We start from the raw sequence: 23,507 nt of genomic DNA, 5'->3' as shown, positions 1-23,507 counted from the left end.
CGGCAAAAGCCGTTATGATAGTTGCCCTTGCGTTGGCCGTCCCCCGAATTCCATGACTGAACACGATTACTTCATTGCCTGGTGTATCTATGCGGTCGCGGCCTTGGGCTGCCTGCTGGTGTGGTTCCGTTTGACCGGGTGGCTGTGGCGTTGGCTGCGCGAGCCGTTGCGCCTGCTGGCGACAGTGGCGGTATGCACACCCACGGCGGTCGACTCCTCCTCGGCCAAGCTTGCTCCGGCCTTGGCGGTGGTGGCGCTGGACGTCCTGTTCAAGGACACCTCGCACATTTGGCAGGCGGCCTCGGAACTGGCCATGTATTCGGTCATCGCGATGGCGGTGTATCTGGTCTTCGCCTTGATACGCTGGCCGCTGGAGCGTGCAGCTCGCACGCGCCGGGCTGAGCGTGAGGCCCGCGAGCAAGCGCTTGCCAAGGCGGAGGCAGACCAACCCCCGGCCCAGGCACCGGCCCCCCGGGCACCGGAGCCCCAGCCGCCCCAGCCCTCGGTACGCGGGCGCATCGAGCCGCGCCTCTAGGAGCTTGCCATGTGCGAACTGCTGGGCATGAGCGCCAACGTGCCGACCGACATCGTCTTCAGCTTCAGCGGCCTGATGCAGCGCGGCGGGCGTACCGGCCCACACCGAGATGGTTGGGGCATTGGCTTCTACGAAGGCCGCGGGTTGCGCCTGTTTCAGGACCCGGCCGCCAGTTGTGAGTCAGAGGTCGCACAGCTCGTGCAGCGTTACCCGATCAAAAGTGAGGTGGTCATCGGCCATATCCGGCAGGCCAACGTGGGGCGCGTATGCCTGGCCAACACCCATCCTTTCGTGCGCGAACTGTGGGGCCGCAATTGGTGCTTCGCCCATAATGGGCAGTTGGCGGGCTTCCAGCCATCTGCCGGTTTCTACCGGCCTGTTGGCGATACCGACAGTGAAGCGGCCTTCTGCGACCTGCTCAATCGCCTGCGCCAGGCGTTCCCCGATTCAGTAGAAGCCGAGCAGTGCCTGCCGGTGCTGGTGGAGGCCTGTCAGGGTTACCGCGCGCTGGGGGTGTTCAACATGCTGGTCTCTAATGGTGACTGGCTGTTCTGCTATTGCTCGACCAAACTGGTGCACATCACCCGCCGGGCGCCGTTCGGGCCAGCGCGGTTGAAAGACCTGGAAATGGCCGTGGACTTTCAGGCCGAAACCACGCCCAACGATGTGGTCACGGTAATCGCTACCGAGGCCCTGACCGACAACGAAACCTGGCATGCCTACCAACCTGGCCAATGGGCGCTATGGCGCAAAGGCGAGTGCGTGGCTCAGGGCTCATCCGAATAAGGACTGCACATGCTGCGCAGCTACATGCGTTTGATCGTTTTCGCTGCTTGCCTGCTGCTGGGCGTGCAATGGCCGGGCCTGCTCAACGACTACACCGCGCGCGTTCAGGCGCACCTGAACGAAGCCCGCACCAGCCTGCAGGGGTTCAGCGACACTGCTGGCAAATTCTTCGGGGGCGACCTGCAGGCCTTGGTGCGGCATTACCAGAGCAGCGACGACCCTGTTTTTCGCAACGATGCCCAGAGCGTGGCCGCATTGGTCGCCCGGGAAGAAACGCTCAGCCTGGAATGGTCGGCGTTGCAGGGGCCCTGGTACGCACGCAGCTGGCACGTTCTCAGCCAGGCCGATGCGAAGATCCGTGATGAAACCCTGCAAGGCTACAGCTATCAGGTACCGCTCTCTCCGGAGGCGATCGCCTGGGGCGTGGGGTTGGCGGTGGTACTGGCGCTGGCATTCGAATGGCTGATGATCGGGATCGGCTACACCTTCGGCATTCGCAGGCATAAACCGATCCCGGAAAGCTGGCGCTAGGCGCCCGCTTTCTGCCCGGGCCTCACGCCCCCTTGGCGCAGCGCTTGAGGTCTACTGGCCCAACGAATTCGTTGCCATGGCCCATCACGCACGCTACCTGCTGATTGCGTGCACGCTCCCAACCTTGCACAGGGTAGGTTTTGTTCCAGGCCTGGAACAGCTGGGTATCCTGTTTAGACAGGCGCAAACCATAGCGCTTGCTCATGTAGAAATAGGTGCGCGCGATCATGCCGCGGATGCTGGGGCGCGGCATCACCTTCTTCGCCTTGAAGTCCACCTGGGTCAGGCATGCACCGTATTGGCCTCGCTGTTCGGGCAGCCAGCCGAAACTGAAGTTGTTACGGTCACCATTGACCTCTCCGATACTGGGCACCAGATTGAACAGGTCGGCTTCGGCGCGTTGGTAGGTCTTGTCGTGGCGTGTGCAGTTGCTGCGCCCCCCTTTCTGCCAGCACTGGCGCAGGTGGCCGATCTGCCAAGCCGGAACGATGTGCTCCCATTCGACCCGCTTGGCCCGAGTGGCGTTCTTGCGAGGAATGTAGCCGCAACTGGCCAGGTCGACACGGTTGCCTGTGTATTTGCAACCGCAGTAGAACTCCGTGGACTGTGGCGCGTAGAGGCGCCAGGCGACTTTCTTGGCCTGGCTGAACGTAGCCGGGGCCTCGGCATGCGCCGCGCAGGCCAACAGTAGCAGCCCGGTGGTGGTCAGCAGGCGCATGCGCAACGTCTTGCGAAACAACTCAATCATTGCCCGGCACCGTCCAGAACAGCTGAATGCCACCGTCGTCGCGCCAGGCGAGGGTCACGTTATCGTTCTCGGCGATTTCCTGCAGCATTCGCTCCCAGTCGTCGGGGTTTTCCCCAGCCTGGCGAAATAGCAATGCGCTGCGGCTGCTCTGTGCGCGCGTGGAGTTGATGATCTTCTGGATGCGCAGCCCCAATTGCTCGTAGCTGCCGAGTGCAGAGGTGTTCACGAAGGTTTTTCCTTATGTTGCTGTATGGGCGTACAGTATTGAGTTGTAGCCCTTTTCGCAACGGGTTGTCAGAAAACTTTCGCTCAGACCCCTAAATTACTGATTTGCTGCGTAATCCAGAAAAAAGGCCATTAAGGCCTGTGGCACCACAGCCTCAATCGGTTCTGACGCGCAGCCCGTCATTGAGGCAATAGCCATACCCACGTAGGGTCTGCAATGCGTAGGGCGCGCCCAGTTCGGCCAGCTTACGGCGCAGATTGCAGATGTGCCGCTCGATCAGCGGCCCCCGGCTGGCCGCCTCATCCCCCCATAGGTGTTGCTCGATGGCTTGCCGGCTGATGGGGCCTGCTTGTATCGCCAGTAGCGCCAACAAGCGTTGTTCTGTAACCGTTACACTCTGTTGGCGTGCGCCACGACCCAGCAGCAGACGGTTATTCGACAGCCATAACCCTGCGCCCGAATCATCGGCCGGCGGTGGCGCCTGGCGCGTCAGGGCCTGCATGCGCGCCTGAAGTTCCTCGACGCTTACCGGCCGTGACAAGCACACATCTGCGCCTGCCTTGAGTGCCTCGATGCGGGCCTGGCGGTCACTGTCGCCCAGCAGCACCAGCACCGACGCCTGGCCGCGGCGTTGCAGGCAGCGCTGCAACAAGCGGGGGGAGGGGCGGGGCAAGTCCAGCAGAATGAAGCTGTAATCTCCCCGTAAGGCGTGATCATACTGTTCGGTCGCAGCGCAGCGCAGGGTATTGCCGGCATGCTGCAGTGCGTCGATCAGGCCCGGGTCGGTTTCCTGCGCAAGGTAGAGTAGGTTCATGTCGCCACCAAAGGGGTATTGCTGCGGCAGTGCAGGCTCAGGCTGGCGCCGCCCAGGCGTGCGGTACCCACGCGCAGGCTGAAACCGTGCAGGTTGACAATAGCCGCGACGATCGACAGGCCCAGGCCGAAGCCGCCCTGGCCACCGCTTTCGTCGAGGCGGTAGAAACGCTGGAAGATGGCCTCGCGCTCGTTCTCGGGAATGCCGGGGCCGGAGTCTTCGACTTCGATCAACGGTGCCCCTTGTTCGACGCGTGCGTGCAGGGTGACCTTGCCGCCGGGCGGGGTGAACTTGATCGAGTTGCTCAGCAGATTGCCGATGGCTTCGAACAGCAAGGCCCTGTCGCAGTGAACGCTGGGCAGGCTGTCTGGCACGTCCAATGCGAGCTCCAGTTCGCCTTCCTCGGCCAGCGGCAGATAGAAATCGTAGAGCTCATGAAGCAGAGGCAGCAGGTCGAGCATCACGAAGCCCGAGCGGCGCTGATGATCCTCCAGCTCGGAAATGCGCAGCAGGCCGCGAAAGCGCGCCATCAGGGTGTCGGTTTCGCCGATGACCTGGTCCAGTTGCAAGGCATGCGCCGAGTCGGCGTCGGCTTGTTGCTTGATCCGGTAAAGCTGCGCACGCAGGCGCGTCAGTGGAGTGCGCAGGTCGTGGGCGATGTTGTCGCACACCCCCTTGACCTCCAGCATCAGGCGCTCGATACGGTCGAGCATGGCGTTGACGATCGCTGCCAGCATGTCCAGCTCGTCGCGCTTGTCAGACAGCGGCAGGCGCTGGGCAAGGTCACCGGCAATGATTGACTCGGCGCTGGCCTGGATCTGCCGGATGCGCCGCAGCGGGCGGCGACGCAGCAGGTGCCAGCCCGCCGCGCCCGGCAGGATGGTCAGTGAAATGCCCCACAACAACGCGCGCAGAATGATGTGAGTCACCTGGAACAACGAGCCGTTGTCGCGCACCAGTACCAGCCAGCGGCCGTCGCGGGTCGGCATCGCCACTGCGGCGCAGCTGTCTTGCGGCAGTTTGGGGTCGTTGGATTGCGTGCAATCGTCCAGCTCGTAGATGCTGCCGTCCAGCGCCAGCCCCCGGGGGATGCGCTTGAGTTCGCCAGCCAGCGGGTCGAGCTCGTCGTCGAACAGGCCCCAGGCATCGTAGGCTCGGTTATCGAACGCTTCGCTCGCGGCGAGGGCATCTTCGAGGTCTTGCCCCACGAAGCGTGAGAACAGGTGTTGGCGCTGCATCAGGGAGTGCCGGGCAAGGCTGTTGAGGTAATCGGACACCTCGAAATACAACACGCCCAGCAAGATGCTGCTCCATGCCACGAAGAGGAAACTGTAGAGTGCCAGCAGCCGGCTACTGGAGGAACGCCAACCCTTAGAGGGGTTCGGCAATGACATAGCCCGAGCCCCGTACGGTCTTGATCAGTGGTGGTTGCCCGGCAGGATCGATCTTCTTGCGCAGGCGCCCGATGTGTACGTCGATCAGGTTGGTGCCCGGGTCAAAGTGATAGCCCCAGACCTCCTCGAAAATCATCATGCGGGTCAGGATCTGCCCGGCGTTGCGCATCAGAAACTCCAGGAGCTTGAATTCGGTTGGCAGCAGGCTCAGCTGGTGTTCGCCACGCCGCGCTTCGCGGGTGATCAGGTCAAGTTCCAGGTCAGCCACGCGCAAGACGTTGTCCTGGGTGGTGCCGGCCTGTTTGCGGCGTAGCAGCACCTCGACACGGGCGGCCATCTCGTCGGAAGCGAAAGGTTTGGTCAGATAATCGTCACCGCCAGCGCGCAGCCCGCGGACGCGTTCGTCGACATCCGAAAGCGCACTGATCATCAGCACGGGCGTGCTGACACCGATGGTTCGCAACGTCGTCACGATCGCAAGGCCGTCGAGTTCGGGCAGCATACGGTCAAGGGTGATCACGTCGTAATCCCCGCTGACCGCCTTGACCAGCCCCTCGCGGCCGTTGTCGACCCAATCCACTTCCAGGCCATGGTTGGTCAGCTCGGCCACGATTTCCTTGGCGGTGACGGCATCGTCTTCGATGGTCAATACGCGAGTCATGGTATCAATTACCCGAATGTCGGCTTCAGATGGTTGGCATTGTGCCAAGGTTCTGCAAATGAAGGACTGAAGATTATTTCATCTTCACCCCAGGCTGCTCGATTGCACAGAAATGTAGCCAAGTGTAAGCACTCAGGTACCAAATTGTTTCTAAAGGTTGCTCAAGTGACGTCGATGCCCTGTACGCGAGTCATCCGTTTCGATCACAGGAGCCAACCATGAGCATCAGCGGCGTTACCAGCATCAACATTGCCACGTTGTCCAGCAGCACCTCAGCCTCTAAAACCGGTGACGCACAGGCCGGTGACGGTACTGCAAGCGTGGACCTCAGCACGCTCGCCAGCAGCAAGGCTGGTTCGGCCGGTGCTGCCACGGCTGCCAGCGGTGGCAGCGATTCAAGCTCCACCGAGTCAGACGCGGTCAAGCAGATCAAGCAACAGATTGCCACGGTGCAAAAACAGCTGGCTCAGGCCGAGCAGGCGCTGGCTCGTGCGCAGCAGGTCAAAGACGAGCAGGCCAGGCAGACCCAGGTGGCAGCCGCGCAGACACAAGTGTCGTCGTTTTCCGGGGAGCTGCAGACCCTCACAGCGCAACTCACCCAGGCGCTCAGCGACAGCGGTAGCAGCAGCAGCGGTTCGATGGTCAGCACCAGCGCGTAAATCGTGCAGCGTATCGTCGGGTAGTGGCGGGCGGCTACGCTTAGCGGCATGATCGGCTAAGCGGTGGCTTCCTGCCACGCACCTCAAGGAGCCTTCCGATGCAAGCGCCCGGCAAAGCCCACGACGAATCGCTGCGCCTTCATACGTTGCGCTCCTTGAATCTGCTCGACACCCCCGCCGAAGAGCGCTTCGATCGGCTCACACGCTTGGCCCGGGCGCTGTTCGACATGCCCATCGCGGTCATCAGCCTGATCGATACAAACCGCCAATGGTTCAAATCGTGCGATGGCCTTGAGGCGCGCGAAACGTCACGCGATGTGTCGTTCTGCGGGCACGCCATTTTGCAGAACGGCGTATTCGAGATCCCCGATGCGACGCTCGATGCCCGCTTCAGTGATAACCCTCTGGTGACCGGCAAGCCTTACATTCGTTATTACGCGGGGCGCCCGCTCAAGGCGCGCAATGGTACCGCCATGGGTACGCTGTGCCTGATCGATCACCGCCCCAGGTCTCTGAACCCTGAGCAGCAAGCGCGCCTGAACGATATGGCGGATTTGGCTGAACAGGAAATCGAAGCGCTGCAGTCCGCGACTATCGACCCCCTTACTCGGGTTGCCAACCTCCAGGGGTTCGAGCACATGGCCAACTACGCATTGAGCCTGTGCCGACGCGTAGGAACGCAGGCAACCTTGCTGCTGTTCGACCTGGAAAACTTCCAGCGCATCAACGAACGTTTCGGCTACATCGAGGGTGACCAAGCCTTGAAGGGGTTCGCCCAGTTAGTGCGCTCGGTGCTCAGGGAAATGGACACCGTAGGCCGGTTGGGCGGCGACCGTTTCGTGGTGCTTCTGATGGGGGCGAGCCTTGTGGAAAGCCGCGTGCCCCTGGCGCGCATCGACCAGGCTTTGGAGGCGGCGAATCGAGCTGGGGCTCGGGCTTATGCCCTGCACTACAGGGTGGTAGCTTGCGAATACGAAATGGCTCGCCACCCCACGCTGTCTGCGCTGCTGGCCCAGACCACTGCCGATATGCAGCGGCGCAAGGAGTGCCAGGGCTGAAGGCTGCTTAATCGGCCATGCGGTTCTTATCGGCGCGGTACTGCATCGCCAGCGATGCTGGCTTGCCGCTGCGGCCGGTTTCCATCCACTGGCGCAGGCGGGAAGCGTCGGCGAAGTGGGTGTATTTGCCATAGGCATCGAGCACCACCATGGCGACCGGGCGGTCAGCCATGCGGGTGATCAGCACCAGGCAATGGCCAGCCTGATTGGTGAAGCCGGTCTTGGTGAGCTGGATGTCCCAATTGCTGTTGAGCAGGTGGTCAGTGTTGCGAAAGCCCAGCGTGTAATTGGGGTGCTTGAACGCTACGGTCTTTTCACGGGTAGTGGAGAGCTCGCGCAGCATTGGATATTGGCGCGCCGCCATCAGCAGTTTGGTCAGGTCGCGCGCCGAGGACACGTTGTGTTCCGACAGGCCGGTAGGCTCGACGTAGCGGGTATGGCTCATGCCCAACGAACGGGCCTTGGCGTTCATGGCAGTGATGAACGCGTTGTAACCACCGGGGTAATGATGGGCCAGGCTCGCAGCGGCGCGGTTTTCAGAAGACATCAGTGCGATCAGCAGCATGTTGCGCCGGTCGAGGGTGCTGCCCAGCTTCACCCGTGAGAACACGCCTTTCATTTCTTTGGTGTGGCTGATGTCGATATCGATTTCTTCGTTCATCGGCTGCTTGGCATCAAGCACTACCATGGCGGTCATCAATTTGGTTACCGAGGCGATTGGCACCACTTTGTCAGGCTTGCTTTCGTACAACACCTTGCCGGTTTGCAGGTCGGTCAGCAGTGCGCTGCCCGAGGCCAGATGTAATTGGGAAGGGTCACGTGACAAAGCTGCCTCGGCGGCGGTGGCGGCAGGGGGCAGTGCGGTGCTGGCCAGGGCAATGAGGAGGCTGAGCAGAGAAAGGGTTTTTTTCACGGAAAAGGGTACCCGACAATGAATGAAAGATGCACGCAGATGAAAAGATGAAAAAAGCTGACACATTCTAGGAGGCGGCGGGGCAGGCTGTCGATTGCCTTGGAAGGTGAATGTTTATTCATTCATGCAGAGTTGGCAGGCAAACGAAAGCCCCGCCGGGGCGGGGCTTCTAACCAATACTGGGCAAAACGCCAGTATTACCAGCGGCCGTAGCGTGGGCCGTAGTGCGGGCCATAGTAATAACCCGGAGGTGGAGGCGGCGGTGGCGCAGCGTAGTACACCGGGGCGGGTTGGTAATAGACCGGCGGCGGTGGCGCGTAATACACCGGGGGAGGCGGCGCCACATAGACAGGTTGCTGCACATACACCGGGGCTGGGCGGCTGGCCACAGCAGCGCCGAGCACCGTGCCGCCGATCAGCGCACCGACCACAGCGCCGGCGCCCGGGCCGTGGGCGGAGGCCTGGCCAGCCATGCCGGCGGTCAGTGCACCTGCCAGCAGAGCCACCTTGGAGATATGACGAATCATGGATGCTTCCTCGTAAACGACATGGCGCTATGACCCCGCCTCGGGATCATGGACTGCCGTACACACTATGACAGCGAAATTGTAAGAAGCTGCAACGGCGAACGGTAAATTTTGTGTAAGGTCTTAGTGACAAATCAACCACTTGGGGGAGGCCCGCAGTGCTGAAGGTTCCGAACAAAGACACTCTGTTGTGCATGTCGCTCGCCGCGCGCCCGGGCAACTTTGGCACGCGATTTCACAACTACCTATACGATCGGCTGGGGCTTAACTTCCTTTACAAGGCATTCACCACCACCGACCTGCCGGCGGCGATCGGGGGTGTAAGGGCATTGGGTATTCGAGGTTGCGCAGTGTCGATGCCTTTCAAGGAAGCCTGCATCGAATGGGTCGATGCCATGGACCCCTCTGCGGCGGCAATCGCTTCGGTCAATACGCTGGTCAACGATAGCGGCCGGCTCACCGCCTACAACACCGACTACATCGCCATCCGCCATTTGATTCGCCAGCATCGCCTCGAACCGGGGTTACGGGTGGCTTTGCGGGGCAGCGGCGGGATGGGTAAGGCAGTTGCGTGCGCGTTTCGAGATGCAGGCTTCACGCAGGTCACGCTGGTTGCCCGTAACACCGAGGCTGGCCCGGCACTAGCCAAGGCCTGCGGCTTCGCCTGGCAGGCCGAACCTGATGGCGTGGAGGCGCAGTTGCTGGTCAATGTAACGCCGCTGGGCATGGCGGGTGGGCCGCAGGCACAGGCCTTGGCCTTCCCGCACGCCATGGTGGCAGCGGCCGAGGTTGTGTTCGACGTGGTGGCACTGCCGCCGCGTACGCCACTCATCGAGCTGGCCGATAGCCTAGGCAAATCTGTGATCACCGGCCTGGAGGTGGTGGCGCTGCAGGCGCTGGAGCAGTTCGTGCTTTACACCGGGGTTCGCCCAGAGCCTGCGCTGGTCGAAGAGGCTGTGGCGTTCGCCGCAAAAGGTTGACCGTGACCGATGGGGGGAGGTGGCGGCCTTTTTGAGTTGATGGGAAGGGAAGTCCCTTACAACTCATTGAACTGGCAATACTCCTCCCAACTCATGCCTAGGGCCTCGGCCACTTCCCTGTGAGTTTCCAGGCGCATGTCACGAAGTTGCTCGGGGCTTTCGGCGATCAATTCCAGCGCGTATTCCCAAGGTTGCAGGCCGCGGTCGTCGGCAGCGTCCTCGAACGCCCACTGGACCTGCTGCTGCTGTTCGGCTTCGCTCAGCGAGGCGATCTCCTCGGCCAGTTGCGGATGCTGGGCCAGATAAGCGTCGAGCGCGGCCTGCTGGCGGTCTTGTTTGGCAATCATGGGCGTATTCTCAGAAGCGGTAGGGCAGGGCGACATCATGCCACATCGTGGGCCAGCCCTTGGTGCTAGAATCGCCGCCCCCCTTGCATGTAAGAGAGGAGTTCCCGTGCGCAAGTTGATGGTAGCGGCCGCGCTGCTGGCCCTGGCCGGTTGCGATAACGATGTCACCCAGGCCCATAAGGCGGTGGCGGCCCAACTGGAGAATCCGTCCACGGCCAAGTTCGCCAACGTGCGCCCGCTGGCCCAGGGCAATGTGTGTGGGCAGGTGCGCGGCAAGGACGCGGCAGGTAACTACACCCCCTATGTCAGCTATGTCGCCATCAAGGCCGAGGATGGCTACCACGCCATTCTCGACCCTCGAGGTGATAACGAGGCGGTGCGCACCATCTGCGGCTCGCCGGCGCCTGAGCAGGCTGAGGCAGACGCCGGCAATGGCTGGGAGGTGCGCATCGCCGACAACGCCATGGGCGCGCTCAGCGACATGACCTCGCGGCTGATCGAAAAGGGCTTCGTTGCCAACGTCGCCACCCGTAACGGCAAGACCGAAGTGTACCTTGGCCCCTTCGCCACCCAAGCCGAGGCACAGGCCAAGAAGGCCGAGCTGATGGCCAGCCAGGGTATCGAAGCCTTCGTGGTGCCGCACCCGGCGGATGCCAAGCAGTAGCTTTCCCATGAAGATGCGTGCGGGCGAAGCCGCGTTTTTGGTGCTCAGCCTGCCGCCTGATCGAGCGATGGCAGGCCCGGCTCCTTGAACCAGGCAAACCCGGCCGTCGCCTATTTAAGCCGACGGAAAAAGGTCGAGAGCAGCGCACCGCTGATGTTGTGCCACACGCTGAACAATGCGCTCGGCACGGCGGCCAGCGGTGAAATGTGCGCCGCGGCCAATGCTGCGCCCAGCCCCGAATTCTGCATGCCCACTTCAAGCGCCAGCGACTTGCGCTGCGCCAGCGGCAGGCCGAACAGCCGCGCGGTGCCATAACCCAGCGCGTAGCCGAAGCTGTTGTGCAAGATCACCACCAGCATGATCAGCAAGCCAGACTCGGCGATTTTCGCCTGGCTGGCAGCAACCACGGCGCAGACGATCATCACGATGCTCACCACCGACACCAACGGCAGGACCTCCACCGCAAGCTGTACCTTCTCGCCCAGCAGGCGCTGCGCAAGCACGCCGAGCACGATTGGCAGCATCACGAACTGAAGGATCGAGATGAACATGTCCCAGAACGAGACCGGCATCCAGGCCGAAGCCAGCAGCCAGATCAGCGCGGGAGTCGCCAGAGGCGCGATCAACGTGGTGACGGCGGCAATGGCCACCGACAAGGCCAGGTCGCCTTTGGCAAGCCAAGTCATCACGTTGGACGAGGTGCCGCTGGGGCAGCAGCCCACCAGAATCACGCCTACGGCGATCTCCGGCGGAAGGTGAAATGCCTGGCACAACAGCCAGGCCACGCCCGGCATGATGACAAAATGTGCGATGCAGCCCAGGCCGACCCGCCAGGGTTGGCGGAACACGGCAGCGAAGTCGTCCAGCTTGAGTGTCAGCCCCATGCCGAACATGACCAGCCCCAGCAGCGGCACGATGGCCACTTTCAGCGCGATGAACCAGCCAGGCTGAAAAAACGCCAGGATGGCGAACAGCAATACCCACCAGGCGAAGGTGTTGCCGACGAAGCGGCTGAGGGCGGCGAGGGCGCGCATGGAGTTTCCTTCTTATAAGTATGTATGGGGCTTCAGAGACCCTGAGGGGTGTCTTCGCCACCCAATGCCTCAAACAGCGCCGGCAGGAATTCGCCGAACGTCAGCATCATCAGCGTGAAGCTTGCATCTTGCTGGCCCAGGTCGTCATCGCCGCCATCCTGCTCCGCCTGCTCCTGCAGCAGCTCTTCGAAACGCAGGCGCTTGATGATCAGCTTGTCGTCGAGCACGAAAGAGAGTTTGTCTTGCCAGGCCAGCGACAGCTGGGTAACCAGCTTGCCAGTGTTCAGGTGCAGTTGGATTTCGTCGCTGGTCAGGTCCTGGCGCTTGCAGCGCACGATGCCGCCGTCTTCGCCGCTGTCGCGCAGCTCGCACTCGTCGAGCACGAAGAAGTCGGCAGCCGTTTTTTGCGTTTTGACCCAGTCGGTCAGGGTGGCGGTCGGTGCGATTTTTACGGTCAGCGGGCGCACGGGCAGGGTGCCAAGCACCTCGCGCAGGGTGGAAAGCAGGTCTTCGGCACGCTTGGCGCTAGCTGAGTTGACCAGAATCAGCCCTTGCTTGGGGGCGATGGCGGCAAAGGTGCTGGAGCGGCGAATGAAGGCGCGCGGCAGGAAAGCCTGGATGATCTCGTCCTTGATCTGGTCGCGCTCCTTTTTATAGACCTTGCGCATCTGCTCGGCTTCGATTTCCTCAACCTTCTCCTTGACCGCATCGCGCACCACGCTGCCCGGCAGGATGCGTTCTTCCTTGCGTGCCGCTACCAGGAGAAAGTCCCCGCTCACATGTGCCAGTGGCGCATCCGGGCCCTTGCCGAACGGCGCGACGAAGCCGTAGGTGGCCAATTCCTGGCTGGCGCAGGGGCGGGCAGGCTTGCTTGCCAGGGCGTCTTCCAGTGCTTGCGGGTCGAAGGGGATGTCCTGGGTCAGGCGATAGACAAGCAGGTTCTTGAACCACATGGGGCGTGCGTCTCCTTAAGGCATAGGGGGCGCATTATTCTCTCTGTGGGGCGGTAAGCCAACCGTAGGCTAGGTTATTGAAACCGCTGAAAAATTATTTTGAAAAAACGCTTGCCAGCGTGGAAGCGCCTCCGTAGAATGCGCGCCACACCGAGAGACGAAGGGTGATTAGCTCAGCCGGGAGAGCATCTGCCTTACAAGCAGAGGGTCGGCGGTTCGATCCCGTCATCACCCACCACTCGCTCACGAGGTGTATCGCGCAGCGGTAGTTCAGTCGGTTAGAATACCGGCCTGTCACGCCGGGGGTCGCGGGTTCGAGTCCCGTCCGCTGCGCCATATCAGAAGCTTTGGAACCCATTGAACATTCCAGAGCATCCTTGAAAAGGCAGCCATTTTGGCTGCCTTTTTTAGTTTCCGCACTCTTTTCCGCTTGGCTAGCGCAACGCGAGCCTTGAAGCGGCAGCCCAGCGTTATGTACCGCTGGCTCGAACCGTCCCTACGCCACCTTGTGCCATCACGCACAAGGAAGTGACGTATGGCTGAAAAACATCTGTGGGTAACGAAGTCCAACGTGCCCTCCGGCGGGCCAGGGGAAGCCGGCGCGGGTACCGGGGCCGGGGCCGCGGGCTCGATTTCCGGTTCCGGTTCCGGTTCTGGTTCCGGTACCGGCGAGCCTGGGGCGCTACCCAGTGGCCCTGTTCCGTTTCCTGATTCAGGTGCAGGCCAAGCAGGGGGCACTGGCGCCGGGCAGGGGGTGGGGGGCGGTGGATGGGCTGCGGGCTTTCATTTCAGCTCCGGCTCTGGGGGCGGCTTTTCCCTAAGCGGCGGGTTCGGTGGTAATAGCCGCAAAAAGGCTAGAAAGCGAAAGAAGGCCATACGTGCCGCCCTTGAGGCTCGCGCCCGCGCTGAGCTGGCCGCGCGCCAAGCCGCCCATGACCAGTTGCTTGGTGGCCTGGCCCAGCATCAACAGACCCTCATGTCACGCTGGGCAGCCGCTTATCAAGCCCAGCTTGAGGCCTTGCCCGAGGCCGTAGCCGCGCGGATACGGGCTGCGCGGGGGCCCATCAACCGGCTCAGGGATGAGCGCTGGGACCTCTATCTGATTTCCAAGGATAAGGCCGAGATCGACGGCTTGATCGCGGAAACGATCACCCAGCGAGATGCCAGGCGTGCTGTGTCTCTGTTTGAGCAGCATGATCCGCTCTCGCTGCACAGCGACGCCTACCGGTCAGTTCTGGCACAGCTTAGCGCCGGTAGTGACGAGGCGGGGCACGCGTTACACAGGCGATGGCAGCAAGCCTATATCGCCGCGCAAGAGGCGCGACTGCTGGATGAGGCGATACGGCAGCTGCAGGCTAAAAGTGATGCGCTTGCCGTCCAGTACGTCGCGAGGCAGCTGTACTGGCGTGAATGGGAAGCCTGGAAGGCCAGGCGCTTGGAGGCGCAAGGCCAGCGTCGGGAACAGATCCGGCACAAGTACCGGGTCGATGAGGCCGCTCGACGCAAGCTGATGGCCGTCGCTAACACCTACGTCGTTCCGCGCGGGGCAGCACCTGGCGCGCTTTTGCTCTTCGAGCCGGGTCGTGTTCGGCTGTGGGAGGCCCAGGAAGCGACGGCTCGGCTGCATAAGGCAGTAGCCGATGCAGGCAGGGAACTCCTCCATGTCGCCGCCCGACGCCTCGGCCAAGTGGCCGGCCTTGGGGTGTCTCTTGCGCTCTATTCGCCAGCGTTGGGTGAGGGGTCGGCACGGGCGCGCTATCGCGGGGTTGGCCTGCCTGCTGCTGCAGTGGGCTTGTTGGCAGCTGACCGCTTGCGAGAGCTGGCCGAGGGGGCAGGCTACGTTGACCTGCCTTACCGTGTATTGCCAGTCCCGGTAGAGCAGGGGCTGGAAATACGCCTCGTAGCCGGCAGCGATACAGCCGTTGCAGTGGTGCAGGCAGGCTTCGATGAACACCAGCACGCTTACGTTGCAAAACAGCCCTCCCAGCCGGCGCGGGAGATCGCCTTTGCGGCGCAACCAGCCATGCCCCCTGGGCCAGTGTTGCTGCCGCAGGGGTGGGCGACGACGCAGCCAGAAGTATCGGAGCTGCCGGAAGGTACTGACGCTCGCGTGCAGGACTGCATCGTTTGCTTTCCCGAAGCTTCCGGGCTTGAGCCGTTGTACCTCAGTTTCGTGCCGCCGGTACCTGGGTATCTTCACATCGAAGGAGTGGGCAAGGCAGCTGGGGCTGACTTCCTGTTGCGTGCGAGCCAGCCGGAAGGCGTTGCCATACCCTCGGCAATCGCCGATCCGCTGCGTGGCCGGGCCTACGCAACGCCAGCGGCCGTAGAGCGTGCAATCTGGCGCACGTTGGGTGACATCCCCGAGCTTGCCCAGGCGTTCGAGCCCCCCAATCGCGCCCGCCTGGCGCTAGGCCTTGCACCCTACGCGCCCAGAGCAACCTGGATGGGCGGCCGTCATCACTTCGAGCTGCGCATCGCTCAGCCCTCGACCGCTGGCTCGTTTGATCTGGACCATCTGCGCATGGCTGCGCCGAGCAGTGAGTGGGGCGCTCGGCACCGCCAACCAATGCTGCTGCCCTGGCCGATCAGCAGCGGTTCGCGCACCTGGACGCCGTTGGTGCCACCTGGGTCGGAGTTGCTAGGCCCAAGCGAACTGCCGGCCCAGCCTGGTGAGCAGGCGGTGTATCCGGGCATGGAGGTGAAACCAGGGGAAACAGTTAATACAAGTTTGCCAGCGGTGGAGCCCGGACAGGCCGGTGCTAGCATTCCGGGGTTTGGAGAAGATGACGATCTGCCTGAGTCAGGCTTGGTGTTTGCTGGGCCGCCGGTTGTATTGGGCGAGGTGGGCGACGGTGTGCCGATGCAGCAGAGGAGTAAAGGTGATGGCCTGCAAATCGATCATATGCCATCCAAGGCCGCGCTGAGACTCAATTTGCTAGCTCGTCAATTCAGGCTGACGGGGCAAGAGTTAAATAAAGCTGTGATCAATGGTGCAAGCATTGCGATTCCGGATATCGTTCATCAAAGCCTGAGCGAGACGTACGGTGGCAGGAACCGCAAGCAGAAATATATCGACTCGTTGGATTTGAGAAAGGCAGTAGATAGCAACTTCAATGCGATCAAGCCGGGATTGCTGGAGCATGGGCTTTCTGAAGCTCAGGCGGAGCAAGCGAGAGCTGAATTGCACAATTTGAATATTGAAAAAGGTTGGTATGAATGAATGCTTTCGACCTGGAGCGGCTGATAAAAGGCCTTGGGGAAACTCAGTCTGAGCTTGCCTCTGCGGGTTTGGTCAGAACCAACGATCTAATCAAATACTCTCCTGACGATGATTTTTTCTATCTGGAGCCCGACCTGGGTCTGGAATTGTCCTTTAGCGCGGAATCGGGAAAGTTTGTCGAGCTGCATGTGGTGTTGTCCAGCGTGTTGCCAAACATTGCTGCCTATACCGGGGAATTGCCAAGGCCATTTGGTACACCGTTGAGCCGGGAACGATTACAGGTACTACTGGGCGATGCATTGCTCTATACAGGGCCGATTACGCTCCCCAAACCCATTGGTGCTACGGGGGGGACGGAAGTGTTCCAGGAGAGGGGTATCTACGGCGACGACATCTATATTTATGTCAGCTACCGTCGTGATATGGCTATTTCTAAACTTACCTTCTGTCTCGATAAGCCGACCGTATGACTTTACATAATGAGTCGCGGTTTTGGCTCGTTCGCTCGCACGCTCCAGATTAACTTTTATGGCGTGCTGGCTAGCGGCTGTTGGAATGCATTGCCAGGCTTTTGACGGGTACAAAGCGTTGCCACTGCGTCTTTCGAAACTTTCAAGGAGCGTGTTCTAGATGGAACTCAAACCCACCCTGCAGCACTACACTCGCGCCGAATTCTCAACCCTGATTGAGTCAATCCTCGATTTTAAAACCCTCGCCACTGAGCACGACACGTTGGTCGACCATTTTGACCAGGTGTGCGGCCATCCTGAAGGGGCAGATCTGCTGTTCTACCCCAAGCGCGTTTGGGGCGGCGCCAGCGTCAGTCTGGTCGACTCCGTACTTGGCAAACTCAAGCAAAGCGCCAATTCGCGAGGCCTGCCGGCGTTCAGTGATGACACGTTGCCGCCACCGCCGGCTCTGCCCGTTAGAATGACGCCACAACAGCGGTTGCAACAGGCATCGCTGCGTGAACTCGACAGGGCGCGGCAGTTGGCTGCCGAGCTCGATCGGGCGGAGCGACAGGCGGTAACGGCGCTTGATCGCATGCAGGCTTTCATCGATACGGGCGATGAAAGCAGCTTGCGCGCCCGGCTTGATGCCTTTGACGATGCGCGCCACGGTATGCAGGCGCCGTTGAACCGTTACACCTCACTGGCGCAGAAGATACGGTTCGCGCATGAGTGGGTCCGGGATGCGATGCCATCTGCAGAAGGTGACCCTGGTGCGAAGCGGGAGGCGCTTCAGATGGCGGAGTCAACTTGCGAGCGCTACGCTTCGCATCAGCCTGCCATCCTGCGGCGTCGCACGGAGCTGACTCAACAAGCGTTCGCCCTTGCCCTGTCGTTGCAGCAGCGTTTGATCGCCCAGGTGCACGAAGAAGGGCGCGCGCCTGCCTCACGTTCTCATCATTTCACAGCACCCTTGGCCGGTATGGATGGCCTTGCCCGGCTTCTTACGCCTCATATAGGCCTCGCACGACTGTTAGAAGGCCAAATGCCAGCGTTTCGACGGTCGATACGTTCGGCCGTAGCCGGGCTGCTCTGGCATGCCGGCCAGGCCGCCCCGGCGGCTAATCAATCCCGCGTTATAGCCTTCCATTACGATCGCCCAGGCCCCGGTGAACCTTTTGCGCTCTGTGTGCCATTGTCAGAGTTTTTGCCGGTCGAAGGGCATGATTGGCCATGGCTTGCAGAAACAGCGGGTTATATCAACCTGCCCATCCGTGCAGCTTCGGGCTGGATCGATCCAGAGCCGGGGAGCCCCGCGTTTTCGCGCCAAGCCCAAATCTGCCTGATCGATACGAGCAATGCCGTGGTCGACGCGTCGGTACCTGTCGTTGCGGCCCGCCCTGCCGAAGGCGGCTATCGCTTCACCCGCCCTGGTGAGCCGGCTCACCGCATTGACTGGGTAGAGCGAAGCGTTTCGGTCGGCGGCGCTTTGCACACTGGCAATGTAATTATTCCGCCCGTTCCGCTGATTGAGCCGCTGGCGCCGGGAGTGCCTGTACGCTCCGATGACTACATCGTAGTGTTTCCCGACTCGGCCGGTATTGAACCTCTCTACGTCTTGTTCAAGGGGGCACGCGAATACCCCAGCCCACACCCCCCGACCTGACGCGTGTCGGGCCCGCCTGCATTCAATGACGTTTGTGCGGTCGTACGCTTAATCAAGCGTCGGTCTGAAAGTGGAAAGCTTCTTGCAAAGCACCCACCACGTACGCTGAACGCGTCAAAAGTTTGCTGGGGAATGAACGTCATGGCGGTGGATCGCACGCAACTTCTGAATAATGCACGGGGCCTTGCCCGGGGCAACCTGGGGGTGCCACTGCTGCTGCTCATCATGCTGGCCATGATGACGCTGCCAGTGCCCCCGTTTCTGCTCGACGTCTTCTTCACCTTCAACATCGCACTGTCGATCGTCGTCCTGCTGGTCAGCGTGTACGCATTGCGGCCGCTGGATTTTGCGGTTTTCCCGACCATTCTGCTGGTGGCGACCCTGTTGCGCCTGGCGCTGAACGTGGCATCTACCCGTGTGGTAATGTTGCACGGGCATGAGGGGCACCAAGCGGCCGGCAAGGTGATCCAGGCGTTCGGCGAAGTGGTGATCGGCGGTAACTACGTTGTCGGTGCTGTGGTGTTCGCCATTCTCATGATCATCAACTTTGTGGTGGTCACCAAGGGTGCGGGGCGGATCTCCGAAGTGAGTGCGCGTTTTACACTCGACGCCATGCCCGGTAAGCAAATGGCGATCGACGCCGACCTCAATGCCGGCTTGATCGACCAGGCCGGTGCCAAGCACCGCCGCGCCGAGGTGGCCGCGGAGGCCGAGTTCTACGGTTCGATGGACGGTGCGAGCAAGTTCGTGCGGGGGGACGCTGTCGCCGGCTTGTTGATCCTGTTCATCAACCTCATCGGCGGCATGGCTATCGGTATGCTCCAGCATGGCTTGAGCTTCGCCGATGCAGGCAAGACCTACGCATTGCTCACCATTGGTGATGGCTTGGTGGCCCAGTTGCCGTCGTTGCTGCTGTCGACCTCGGCTGCCGTCATGGTGACCCGGGCAAGCGGGTCGGAAGACATGGGCAAGCAAATCACCCGGCAGATGTTCGACTCGCCCAAGGCCCTGGCGGTGTCCGCTGCGCTGATGCTGGTGATGGGGGTGGTGCCCGGCATGCCCCACATCGCCTTCCTCAGCCTGGCAGTGATGGCAGGTGGCGGCGCCTACCTGATCTGGAAAAAACAGAATCAGGCCAAGGTCGTCGCCGCTACCGAGTTGCAGCGCCAGCAGGAAGCGCTGCCTTCGCCGCAGCGCAGTGCCGAGACCAAGGAGCTGGGTTGGGACGATGTGACGCCCATCGACATGATCGGGCTGGAAGTGGGTTACCGGCTCATTCCCCTGGTGGATCGCAACCAAGGTGGCGAATTACTGGCGCGGATCAAGGGTGTGCGCAAGAAGCTGTCCCAGGACCTGGGCTTTCTAATGCCTACCGTTCACATACGCGACAACCTGGACCTGGCCCCGAGTGCCTACCGCCTCACGCTGATGGGGGTGATTCTGGCGGAGGCTGAGATCTACCCGGATCGAGAACTGGCGATCAACCCCGGCCAGGTGTTTGGCAACCTCAACGGCATCCAGGCCCGCGACCCGGCGTTCGGCCTGGAAGCGGTATGGATCGAGGTGAGTAACCGGGCTCAGGCCCAGTCGCTGGGCTATACGGTGGTGGATGCTAGCACTGTAGTGGCAACGCACTTGAACCAGATCCTGCAGAAACACTCCCATGAGCTATTGGGGCACGAAGAGGTGCAGCAACTGCTGCAGGTGCTGGCCAAGGCTTCGCCGAAGCTGGCCGAGGAGCTGGTGCCAGGCGTGCTCTCGCTGTCGGCGTTGCTGAAGGTGTTGCAGGCGTTGTTGGCTGAGCAGGTACCGGTGCGCGACATCCGCACGATCGCCGAGGCCATCGCGAACAACGCCAGCAGGAGTCAAGATACCGCCGCATTGGTACAGCACGTACGGGCCGCGCTGTCGCGCGCAATCGTGCAAAGTATCGTGGGTACTGAGTCCGAGCTGCCAGTGATCACACTTGAACCAAAGTTGGAACAGATATTGCTCAATAGTTTGCAGAAGGCCGGTCAGGGTCAGGAAGAAGGCGTTTTGCTGGAGCCTGGTATGGCCGAACGGTTGCAGCGCTCGTTGATCGAAGCGTCGCAGCGTCAGGAAATGCTTGGCCAGCCCGCGATCCTTCTGGTTGCAGGCCCGGTTCGGGCGATGCTCTCGCGCTTCGGCCGGTTGGCAGTGCCCAACTTGCATGTGCTGGCGTATCAGGAAATCCCTGACAACAAACAAGTGACAATCGTGGCGACAGTAGGGCCTAACGGCTGAGGTAGCAGGGTATGCAAGTGAAGCGCTTTTTTGCCGCCGACATGCGTCAAGCGATGAAGCTGGTTCGCGACGAGCTGGGTTCGGACGCCGCGATCATTGGCAACCGCCGTATTGCCGGCGGCGTAGAGCTCACTGCTGCGCTCGATTACAAACTCTCGGCATTGGCGCCGCGCGAGCCCAACCTGGAACTGGAGAATGAGCTGCGCAAGACCCAGTCGCGCATCGTCTCCGCTCAGGCTGAACTGACTACCCGTGGCCAGGACAGTGACGGCACCAGTAACCGTCAATTGTTTGCCGGCCTGCCTTTGACTGCTGTAGAGCCGCTGATCGAGCCCAACCTTGAAGACCAACTGCGCGGCGGCGGCAAGCCGCAGCCTGCCGTAGCCGCGCCGGCCGCGCCGAGTGTCGACCCAGCGCTGTTCGATTCGATGCGCCAGGAGCTCAACGGGCTGCGCGAACTGCTCGAGGTTCAATTGGGTTCGCTCGCCTGGAGCCAGCTGCAAGGTAGCCGCCCCGAGCAGGCCAACCTCTGGCGCCGGCTGCAACGTATTGGCTTGTCAGGCCCACTGGCGCGTGACTTGCTCGCTCAGGTGAACGATTACAGTGAGCCTCGCCAAGCCTGGCGGATGCTGCTGGCGCACTTGGCACGCATGATTCAGACCCCGGAGGCCGAGCCGCTCGAAGAGGGCGGCGTGATCGCCATGGTCGGCCCGGCTGGCATGGGCAAGACTACGACGTTGGCAAAGCTTGCCGCGCGATATGTGCTTAAATACGGCGCGCAAAATATCGCATTGGTGAGCATGGACAGTTTTCGCATCGGGGCACAGGAGCAACTCAAAACGCTGGGGCGCATCCTCAATGTGCCGGTGACCCACGTCGACCCTGGGCAGTCGCTTGCCCAGGCGCTGGAGCCGCTGCTGCGCAAGCGCGTGGTGCTGATCGACACCGCTGGCCTGCAGGCCAGTGACCCGGCTCTGAAGCTACAACTCGAGAGCCTGGCCGGCCGGGGTATTCGCTCGCGCAACTACCTCGTGCTGGCTACCACCAGCCAGAAACAAGTGCTGCAGGCCGCTTACCACAGCTACAAGCGCTGTGGCCTGGCCGGCTGCATCCTGACCAAACTCGATGAAACCGCCAGCCTCGGCGAAGTCCTGAGCCTGGCGATCAGTCAAGAATTGCCCGTGGCGTACCTGACCGATGGCCCGCGCATTCCTGACGACCTTCACCTGCCGCGGCGCCATCAGCTGGTTAGCCGGGCCGTCAGCGCCCAGATCCAGGACGAACCCAGCGAAGAGGCCATGGCCGACATGTTCGCAGACCTGTATCACAGCTCCGGCAAGCGGGCAGGGTGAAGGTGTTGAACGTTTTGCAATCTACCTGCGCGGCGCGCTGCCTGAAGGCAGCATCGCGTGGCCTCGGTCTGAAGTAACAAGGTAAAGAACGAATGGGCAGCATGCATCCCGTACAGGTGATCGCGGTGACCGGCGGCAAGGGTGGCGTCGGCAAAACGAACGTGTCAGTGAACCTCTCGCTGGCGCTGGCAGAGCTTGGCCGAAGGGTCATGCTGCTGGACGCCGACCTGGGCCTGGCCAACGTCGATGTGCTGCTCGGGCTGACCCCCAAACGCACCTTGGCCGACGTGATCGAAGGCCGCTGCGACCTGCGCGACGTGATCCTGCAAGGCCCTGGCGGCATCCGTATCGTGCCTGCAGCCTCCGGCACCCAAAGCATGGTGCACCTGACGCCAGCCCAGCATGCCGGGCTCATTCAGGCGTTCAGTGAGATCGGCGACAACCTCGACGTGCTGATGATCGACACCGCCGCCGGGATCGGCGACTCAGTGGTCAGCTTCGTGCGCGCTGCACAGGAGGTGCTGCTGGTGGTATGCGACGAGCCCACGTCCATCACCGATGCGTATGCGCTGATCAAGCTGCTCAATCGCGACTACGGCATGAACCGTTTTCGGGTGCTGGCCAACATGGCCCAGAGCCCGCAGGAAGGGCGGAACCTGTTCGCTAAACTGACCAAGGTCACAGACCGTTTCCTGGACGTCGCGCTGCAGTATGTCGGCGCGGTGCCCTACGACGAAACGGTTCGCAAGGCCGTTCAGAAGCAGCGAGCGGTCTATGAGGCGTTCCCACGCTCCAAGTGCGCGCTGGCCTTCAAGGCTATCGCGCAGAAAGTCGACAGCTGGCCGCTGCCGGCGAACCCTCGCGGGCATCTGGAGTTCTTCGTGGAACGATTGGTACAGCAAACCAGTGCGGGGCCCGTATCATGAGTGCCAGCGGATACCGGATGTACAACAAAGCGTCACGTGAGTCGCAGCAGTATGAGCTGATCGAGCGCTACGCGCCTTTGGTCAAGCGCATCGCCTACCACTTGCTGGCGCGCTTGCCCGCCAGTGTGCAGGTGGAAGACCTGATACAGGCCGGCATGATTGGCCTGCTGGAGGTGTCGACCAAATATGACTCGACCAAGGGGGCCAGCTTCGAGACCTACGCCGGGATCCGCATTCGCGGCGCCATGCTCGACGAGGTGCGAAAAGGTGACTGGGCGCCGCGTTCGGTGCACCGCAATACCCGTATGGTCAGTGATGCGATACGCGCCGTTGAAGCAAGAACAGGGCGCGACGCTAAAGATCACGAGGTTGCTGCCGAACTCAAGATGAGCCTGGACGAATACTACGGGATTCTCAACGATACCCTCGGTAGCCGCTTGTTCAGCTTCGACGACCTGCTGCAGGAAGGCGAACACGAAGGGGCTCATGACGAGAGTGCGATCAGCGGCGAGCCGTCGCGGGGGCTGGAGGACGAACGTTTCCAGAAAGCCCTTGCCGAGGCCATCGCGAACCTACCTGAGCGTGAGCGTCTGGTGTTGTCGCTTTATTACGATGAGGAGCTCAACCTCAAGGAAATTGGGGAAGTGCTGGGGGTCAGCGAATCCCGTGTCAGCCAGTTGCATAGCCAGTGTGCAGCGCGTTTGCGCAGCCGTCTGGGCGAGTGGCGGGCACGCTGAGGCAAGTAACGTTTTAAATGATTTGCTGGATCAAGGCAGTGGCTGTGTGATATCACGCC

General features: G+C 61.6%; 24 protein-coding genes, 2 tRNA genes and 2 pseudogenes. 18 read left to right on the top strand and 10 right to left on the bottom strand.

Features of this window, described 5'->3' with window-relative positions:
- The first annotated feature begins 52 nt into the window (after positions 1-52).
- From F474_RS14520 to F474_RS14510, 3 genes are read left to right on the top strand one after another with little or no spacing between them, the layout of a single operon-like run.
- Positions 53-535, top strand: a complete 483-nt coding sequence (locus F474_RS14520) for an MFS transporter (protein WP_097084913.1) — start codon at positions 53-55, stop codon at positions 533-535.
- A 9-nt stretch (positions 536-544) separates the two neighbouring features.
- Positions 545-1,321 (top strand): class II glutamine amidotransferase, encoded by a 777-nt coding sequence (locus F474_RS14515; RefSeq protein WP_097084914.1) that lies wholly within the window; start codon positions 545-547, stop codon positions 1,319-1,321.
- A gap of 9 nt (positions 1,322-1,330) precedes the next feature.
- Positions 1,331-1,852, top strand: a complete 522-nt coding sequence (locus tag F474_RS14510; protein ID WP_097084915.1) for a DUF2937 family protein — start codon at positions 1,331-1,333, stop codon at positions 1,850-1,852.
- A gap of 22 nt (positions 1,853-1,874) precedes the next feature.
- Here F474_RS14510 and F474_RS14505 read toward each other — a convergent pair whose 3' ends face one another.
- The 5 genes from F474_RS14505 to F474_RS14485 form a co-directional block, all read right to left on the bottom strand.
- Entirely contained in the window at positions 1,875-2,570 is a 696-nt protein-coding gene (locus tag F474_RS14505) for an endonuclease (protein WP_097085248.1), read from the bottom strand.
- A 22-nt stretch (positions 2,571-2,592) separates the two neighbouring features.
- The gene (locus F474_RS14500) at positions 2,593-2,826 is read right to left on the bottom strand and encodes a DUF1654 domain-containing protein (protein WP_097084916.1); all 234 of its coding nucleotides are present in this window, start codon (positions 2,824-2,826) and stop codon (positions 2,593-2,595) included.
- Between the two features lie 154 nt (positions 2,827-2,980).
- Positions 2,981-3,640 carry a response regulator transcription factor gene (locus tag F474_RS14495; protein ID WP_097084917.1) on the bottom strand — a complete coding sequence of 220 codons (660 nt, stop codon included), beginning with the start codon at positions 3,638-3,640 and terminating at the stop codon, positions 2,981-2,983.
- The gene (locus tag F474_RS14490; protein ID WP_097084918.1) at positions 3,637-5,034 is read right to left on the bottom strand and encodes a HAMP domain-containing sensor histidine kinase; all 1,398 of its coding nucleotides are present in this window, start codon (positions 5,032-5,034) and stop codon (positions 3,637-3,639) included. The genes F474_RS14495 and F474_RS14490 overlap by 4 nt, the downstream gene beginning before the upstream one ends.
- On the bottom strand, positions 5,012-5,695 hold the full coding sequence (locus tag F474_RS14485; protein ID WP_097084919.1) for a response regulator transcription factor: 684 nt from the start codon (positions 5,693-5,695) through the stop codon (positions 5,012-5,014). Before F474_RS14485 ends, F474_RS14490 begins: the two co-directional genes overlap by 23 nt.
- A gap of 218 nt (positions 5,696-5,913) precedes the next feature.
- Between F474_RS14485 and F474_RS14480 the strand changes: the two genes are divergently transcribed.
- Both F474_RS14480 and F474_RS14475 read left to right on the top strand, forming a co-directional pair.
- Positions 5,914-6,354: a hypothetical protein gene (locus F474_RS14480; protein WP_097084920.1), complete on the top strand. Its 441-nt coding sequence runs from the start codon at positions 5,914-5,916 to the stop codon at positions 6,352-6,354.
- Between the two features lie 98 nt (positions 6,355-6,452).
- Positions 6,453-7,412: a sensor domain-containing diguanylate cyclase gene (locus F474_RS14475; RefSeq protein ID WP_097084921.1), complete on the top strand. Its 960-nt coding sequence runs from the start codon at positions 6,453-6,455 to the stop codon at positions 7,410-7,412.
- A gap of 7 nt (positions 7,413-7,419) precedes the next feature.
- Here F474_RS14475 and pbpG read toward each other — a convergent pair whose 3' ends face one another.
- A complete protein-coding gene (pbpG, locus tag F474_RS14470; protein WP_165830320.1) occupies positions 7,420-8,325 on the bottom strand; it encodes a D-alanyl-D-alanine endopeptidase in 906 nt (301 codons plus the stop codon).
- Positions 8,326-8,522: 197 nt separating this feature from the next.
- Complete coding sequence (locus tag F474_RS14465) at positions 8,523-8,852, bottom strand: hypothetical protein (protein WP_097084923.1); 330 nt, start codon at positions 8,850-8,852, stop codon at positions 8,523-8,525.
- Positions 8,853-9,010: 158 nt separating this feature from the next.
- Between F474_RS14465 and F474_RS14460 the strand changes: the two genes are divergently transcribed.
- Positions 9,011-9,832, top strand: coding sequence for a shikimate 5-dehydrogenase (locus F474_RS14460; RefSeq protein WP_097084924.1), 822 nt, complete (start codon positions 9,011-9,013; stop codon positions 9,830-9,832).
- Between the two features lie 56 nt (positions 9,833-9,888).
- Here F474_RS14460 and F474_RS14455 read toward each other — a convergent pair whose 3' ends face one another.
- Entirely contained in the window at positions 9,889-10,179 is a 291-nt protein-coding gene (locus tag F474_RS14455) for a DUF6388 family protein (RefSeq protein WP_097084925.1), read from the bottom strand.
- A gap of 106 nt (positions 10,180-10,285) precedes the next feature.
- On the opposite strand from F474_RS14455, the gene F474_RS14450 reads away from it, so the two are divergent.
- Positions 10,286-10,843 carry an SPOR domain-containing protein gene (locus F474_RS14450; RefSeq protein ID WP_097084926.1) on the top strand — a complete coding sequence of 186 codons (558 nt, stop codon included), beginning with the start codon at positions 10,286-10,288 and terminating at the stop codon, positions 10,841-10,843.
- A gap of 110 nt (positions 10,844-10,953) precedes the next feature.
- On the opposite strand, the gene F474_RS14445 is transcribed toward F474_RS14450, so the two are convergent.
- Both F474_RS14445 and rdgC read right to left on the bottom strand, forming a co-directional pair.
- A complete protein-coding gene (locus F474_RS14445; protein WP_097084927.1) occupies positions 10,954-11,877 on the bottom strand; it encodes a bile acid:sodium symporter family protein in 924 nt (307 codons plus the stop codon).
- Positions 11,878-11,909: 32 nt separating this feature from the next.
- Positions 11,910-12,830, bottom strand: coding sequence for a recombination-associated protein RdgC (gene rdgC / locus F474_RS14440; RefSeq protein ID WP_097084928.1), 921 nt, complete (start codon positions 12,828-12,830; stop codon positions 11,910-11,912).
- A 162-nt stretch (positions 12,831-12,992) separates the two neighbouring features.
- Here rdgC and F474_RS14435 point away from each other — a divergent pair.
- From F474_RS14435 to fliA, 11 genes and pseudogenes are all read left to right on the top strand, one after another.
- Positions 12,993-13,068: transfer RNA gene (locus tag F474_RS14435), tRNA-Val, on the top strand.
- A gap of 21 nt (positions 13,069-13,089) precedes the next feature.
- Positions 13,090-13,166 (top strand) — tRNA-Asp (locus F474_RS14430).
- 199 nt (positions 13,167-13,365) lie between these two features.
- Positions 13,366-14,937 (top strand): annotated as a pseudogene (locus tag F474_RS23280) (hypothetical protein); the annotation flags it as partial.
- 3 nt (positions 14,938-14,940) lie between these two features.
- A complete protein-coding gene (locus F474_RS22970; protein ID WP_256582800.1) occupies positions 14,941-16,053 on the top strand; it encodes a hypothetical protein in 1,113 nt (370 codons plus the stop codon).
- Entirely contained in the window at positions 16,050-16,523 is a 474-nt protein-coding gene (locus F474_RS14420; RefSeq protein ID WP_097084930.1) for a DUF6392 family protein, read from the top strand. The genes F474_RS22970 and F474_RS14420 overlap by 4 nt, the downstream gene beginning before the upstream one ends.
- A gap of 160 nt (positions 16,524-16,683) precedes the next feature.
- A pseudogene (locus tag F474_RS23275) lies at positions 16,684-16,881 on the top strand (bacteriocin immunity protein); the annotation flags it as partial.
- A 306-nt stretch (positions 16,882-17,187) separates the two neighbouring features.
- Positions 17,188-18,168 carry an S-type pyocin domain-containing protein gene (locus F474_RS14415; protein ID WP_256577729.1) on the top strand — a complete coding sequence of 327 codons (981 nt, stop codon included), beginning with the start codon at positions 17,188-17,190 and terminating at the stop codon, positions 18,166-18,168.
- 147 nt (positions 18,169-18,315) lie between these two features.
- A complete protein-coding gene (flhA, locus tag F474_RS14410; protein WP_097085249.1) occupies positions 18,316-20,433 on the top strand; it encodes a flagellar biosynthesis protein FlhA in 2,118 nt (705 codons plus the stop codon).
- 11 nt (positions 20,434-20,444) lie between these two features.
- On the top strand, positions 20,445-21,785 hold the full coding sequence (gene flhF / locus F474_RS14405; RefSeq protein WP_097084932.1) for a flagellar biosynthesis protein FlhF: 1,341 nt from the start codon (positions 20,445-20,447) through the stop codon (positions 21,783-21,785).
- 92 nt (positions 21,786-21,877) lie between these two features.
- A complete protein-coding gene (gene fleN / locus F474_RS14400) occupies positions 21,878-22,711 on the top strand; it encodes a flagellar synthesis regulator FleN (protein WP_097084933.1) in 834 nt (277 codons plus the stop codon).
- Positions 22,705-23,448 (top strand): RNA polymerase sigma factor FliA, encoded by a 744-nt coding sequence (gene fliA / locus F474_RS14395; protein ID WP_256577745.1) that lies wholly within the window; start codon positions 22,705-22,707, stop codon positions 23,446-23,448. The genes fleN and fliA overlap by 7 nt, the downstream gene beginning before the upstream one ends.
- The last annotated feature ends 59 nt before the right edge of the window (positions 23,449-23,507 follow it).

It is taken from the genome of Pseudomonas sp. URIL14HWK12:I12, from assembly GCF_003097135.1.
Taxonomy (GTDB): domain Bacteria; phylum Pseudomonadota; class Gammaproteobacteria; order Pseudomonadales; family Pseudomonadaceae; genus Aquipseudomonas.
The sequence above is the reverse complement of the archived record's forward strand: the minus strand, read 5'-3'. Positions and strand labels throughout refer to the sequence as shown.

Coding starts and splice junctions, on each gene's coding strand:
- F474_RS14520 (WP_097084913.1), top strand. CDS start 53: ATGACTGAACACGATTACTTCATTGCCTGGTGTATCTATGCGGTCGCG.
- F474_RS14515 (WP_097084914.1), top strand. CDS start 545: ATGTGCGAACTGCTGGGCATGAGCGCCAACGTGCCGACCGACATCGTC.
- F474_RS14510 (WP_097084915.1), top strand. CDS start 1,331: ATGCTGCGCAGCTACATGCGTTTGATCGTTTTCGCTGCTTGCCTGCTG.
- F474_RS14505 (WP_097085248.1), bottom strand. CDS start 2,570: ATGCGCCTGCTGACCACCACCGGGCTGCTACTGTTGGCCTGCGCGGCG.
- F474_RS14495 (WP_097084917.1), bottom strand. CDS start 3,640: ATGAACCTACTCTACCTTGCGCAGGAAACCGACCCGGGCCTGATCGAC.
- F474_RS14490 (WP_097084918.1), bottom strand. CDS start 5,034: ATGTCATTGCCGAACCCCTCTAAGGGTTGGCGTTCCTCCAGTAGCCGG.
- F474_RS14485 (WP_097084919.1), bottom strand. CDS start 5,695: ATGACTCGCGTATTGACCATCGAAGACGATGCCGTCACCGCCAAGGAA.
- F474_RS14480 (WP_097084920.1), top strand. CDS start 5,914: ATGAGCATCAGCGGCGTTACCAGCATCAACATTGCCACGTTGTCCAGC.
- F474_RS14475 (WP_097084921.1), top strand. CDS start 6,453: ATGCAAGCGCCCGGCAAAGCCCACGACGAATCGCTGCGCCTTCATACG.
- F474_RS14465 (WP_097084923.1), bottom strand. CDS start 8,852: ATGATTCGTCATATCTCCAAGGTGGCTCTGCTGGCAGGTGCACTGACC.
- F474_RS14455 (WP_097084925.1), bottom strand. CDS start 10,179: ATGATTGCCAAACAAGACCGCCAGCAGGCCGCGCTCGACGCTTATCTG.
- F474_RS14445 (WP_097084927.1), bottom strand. CDS start 11,877: ATGCGCGCCCTCGCCGCCCTCAGCCGCTTCGTCGGCAACACCTTCGCC.
- rdgC (WP_097084928.1), bottom strand. CDS start 12,830: ATGTGGTTCAAGAACCTGCTTGTCTATCGCCTGACCCAGGACATCCCC.
- F474_RS14420 (WP_097084930.1), top strand. CDS start 16,050: ATGAATGCTTTCGACCTGGAGCGGCTGATAAAAGGCCTTGGGGAAACT.
- flhF (WP_097084932.1), top strand. CDS start 20,445: ATGCAAGTGAAGCGCTTTTTTGCCGCCGACATGCGTCAAGCGATGAAG.
- fleN (WP_097084933.1), top strand. CDS start 21,878: ATGGGCAGCATGCATCCCGTACAGGTGATCGCGGTGACCGGCGGCAAG.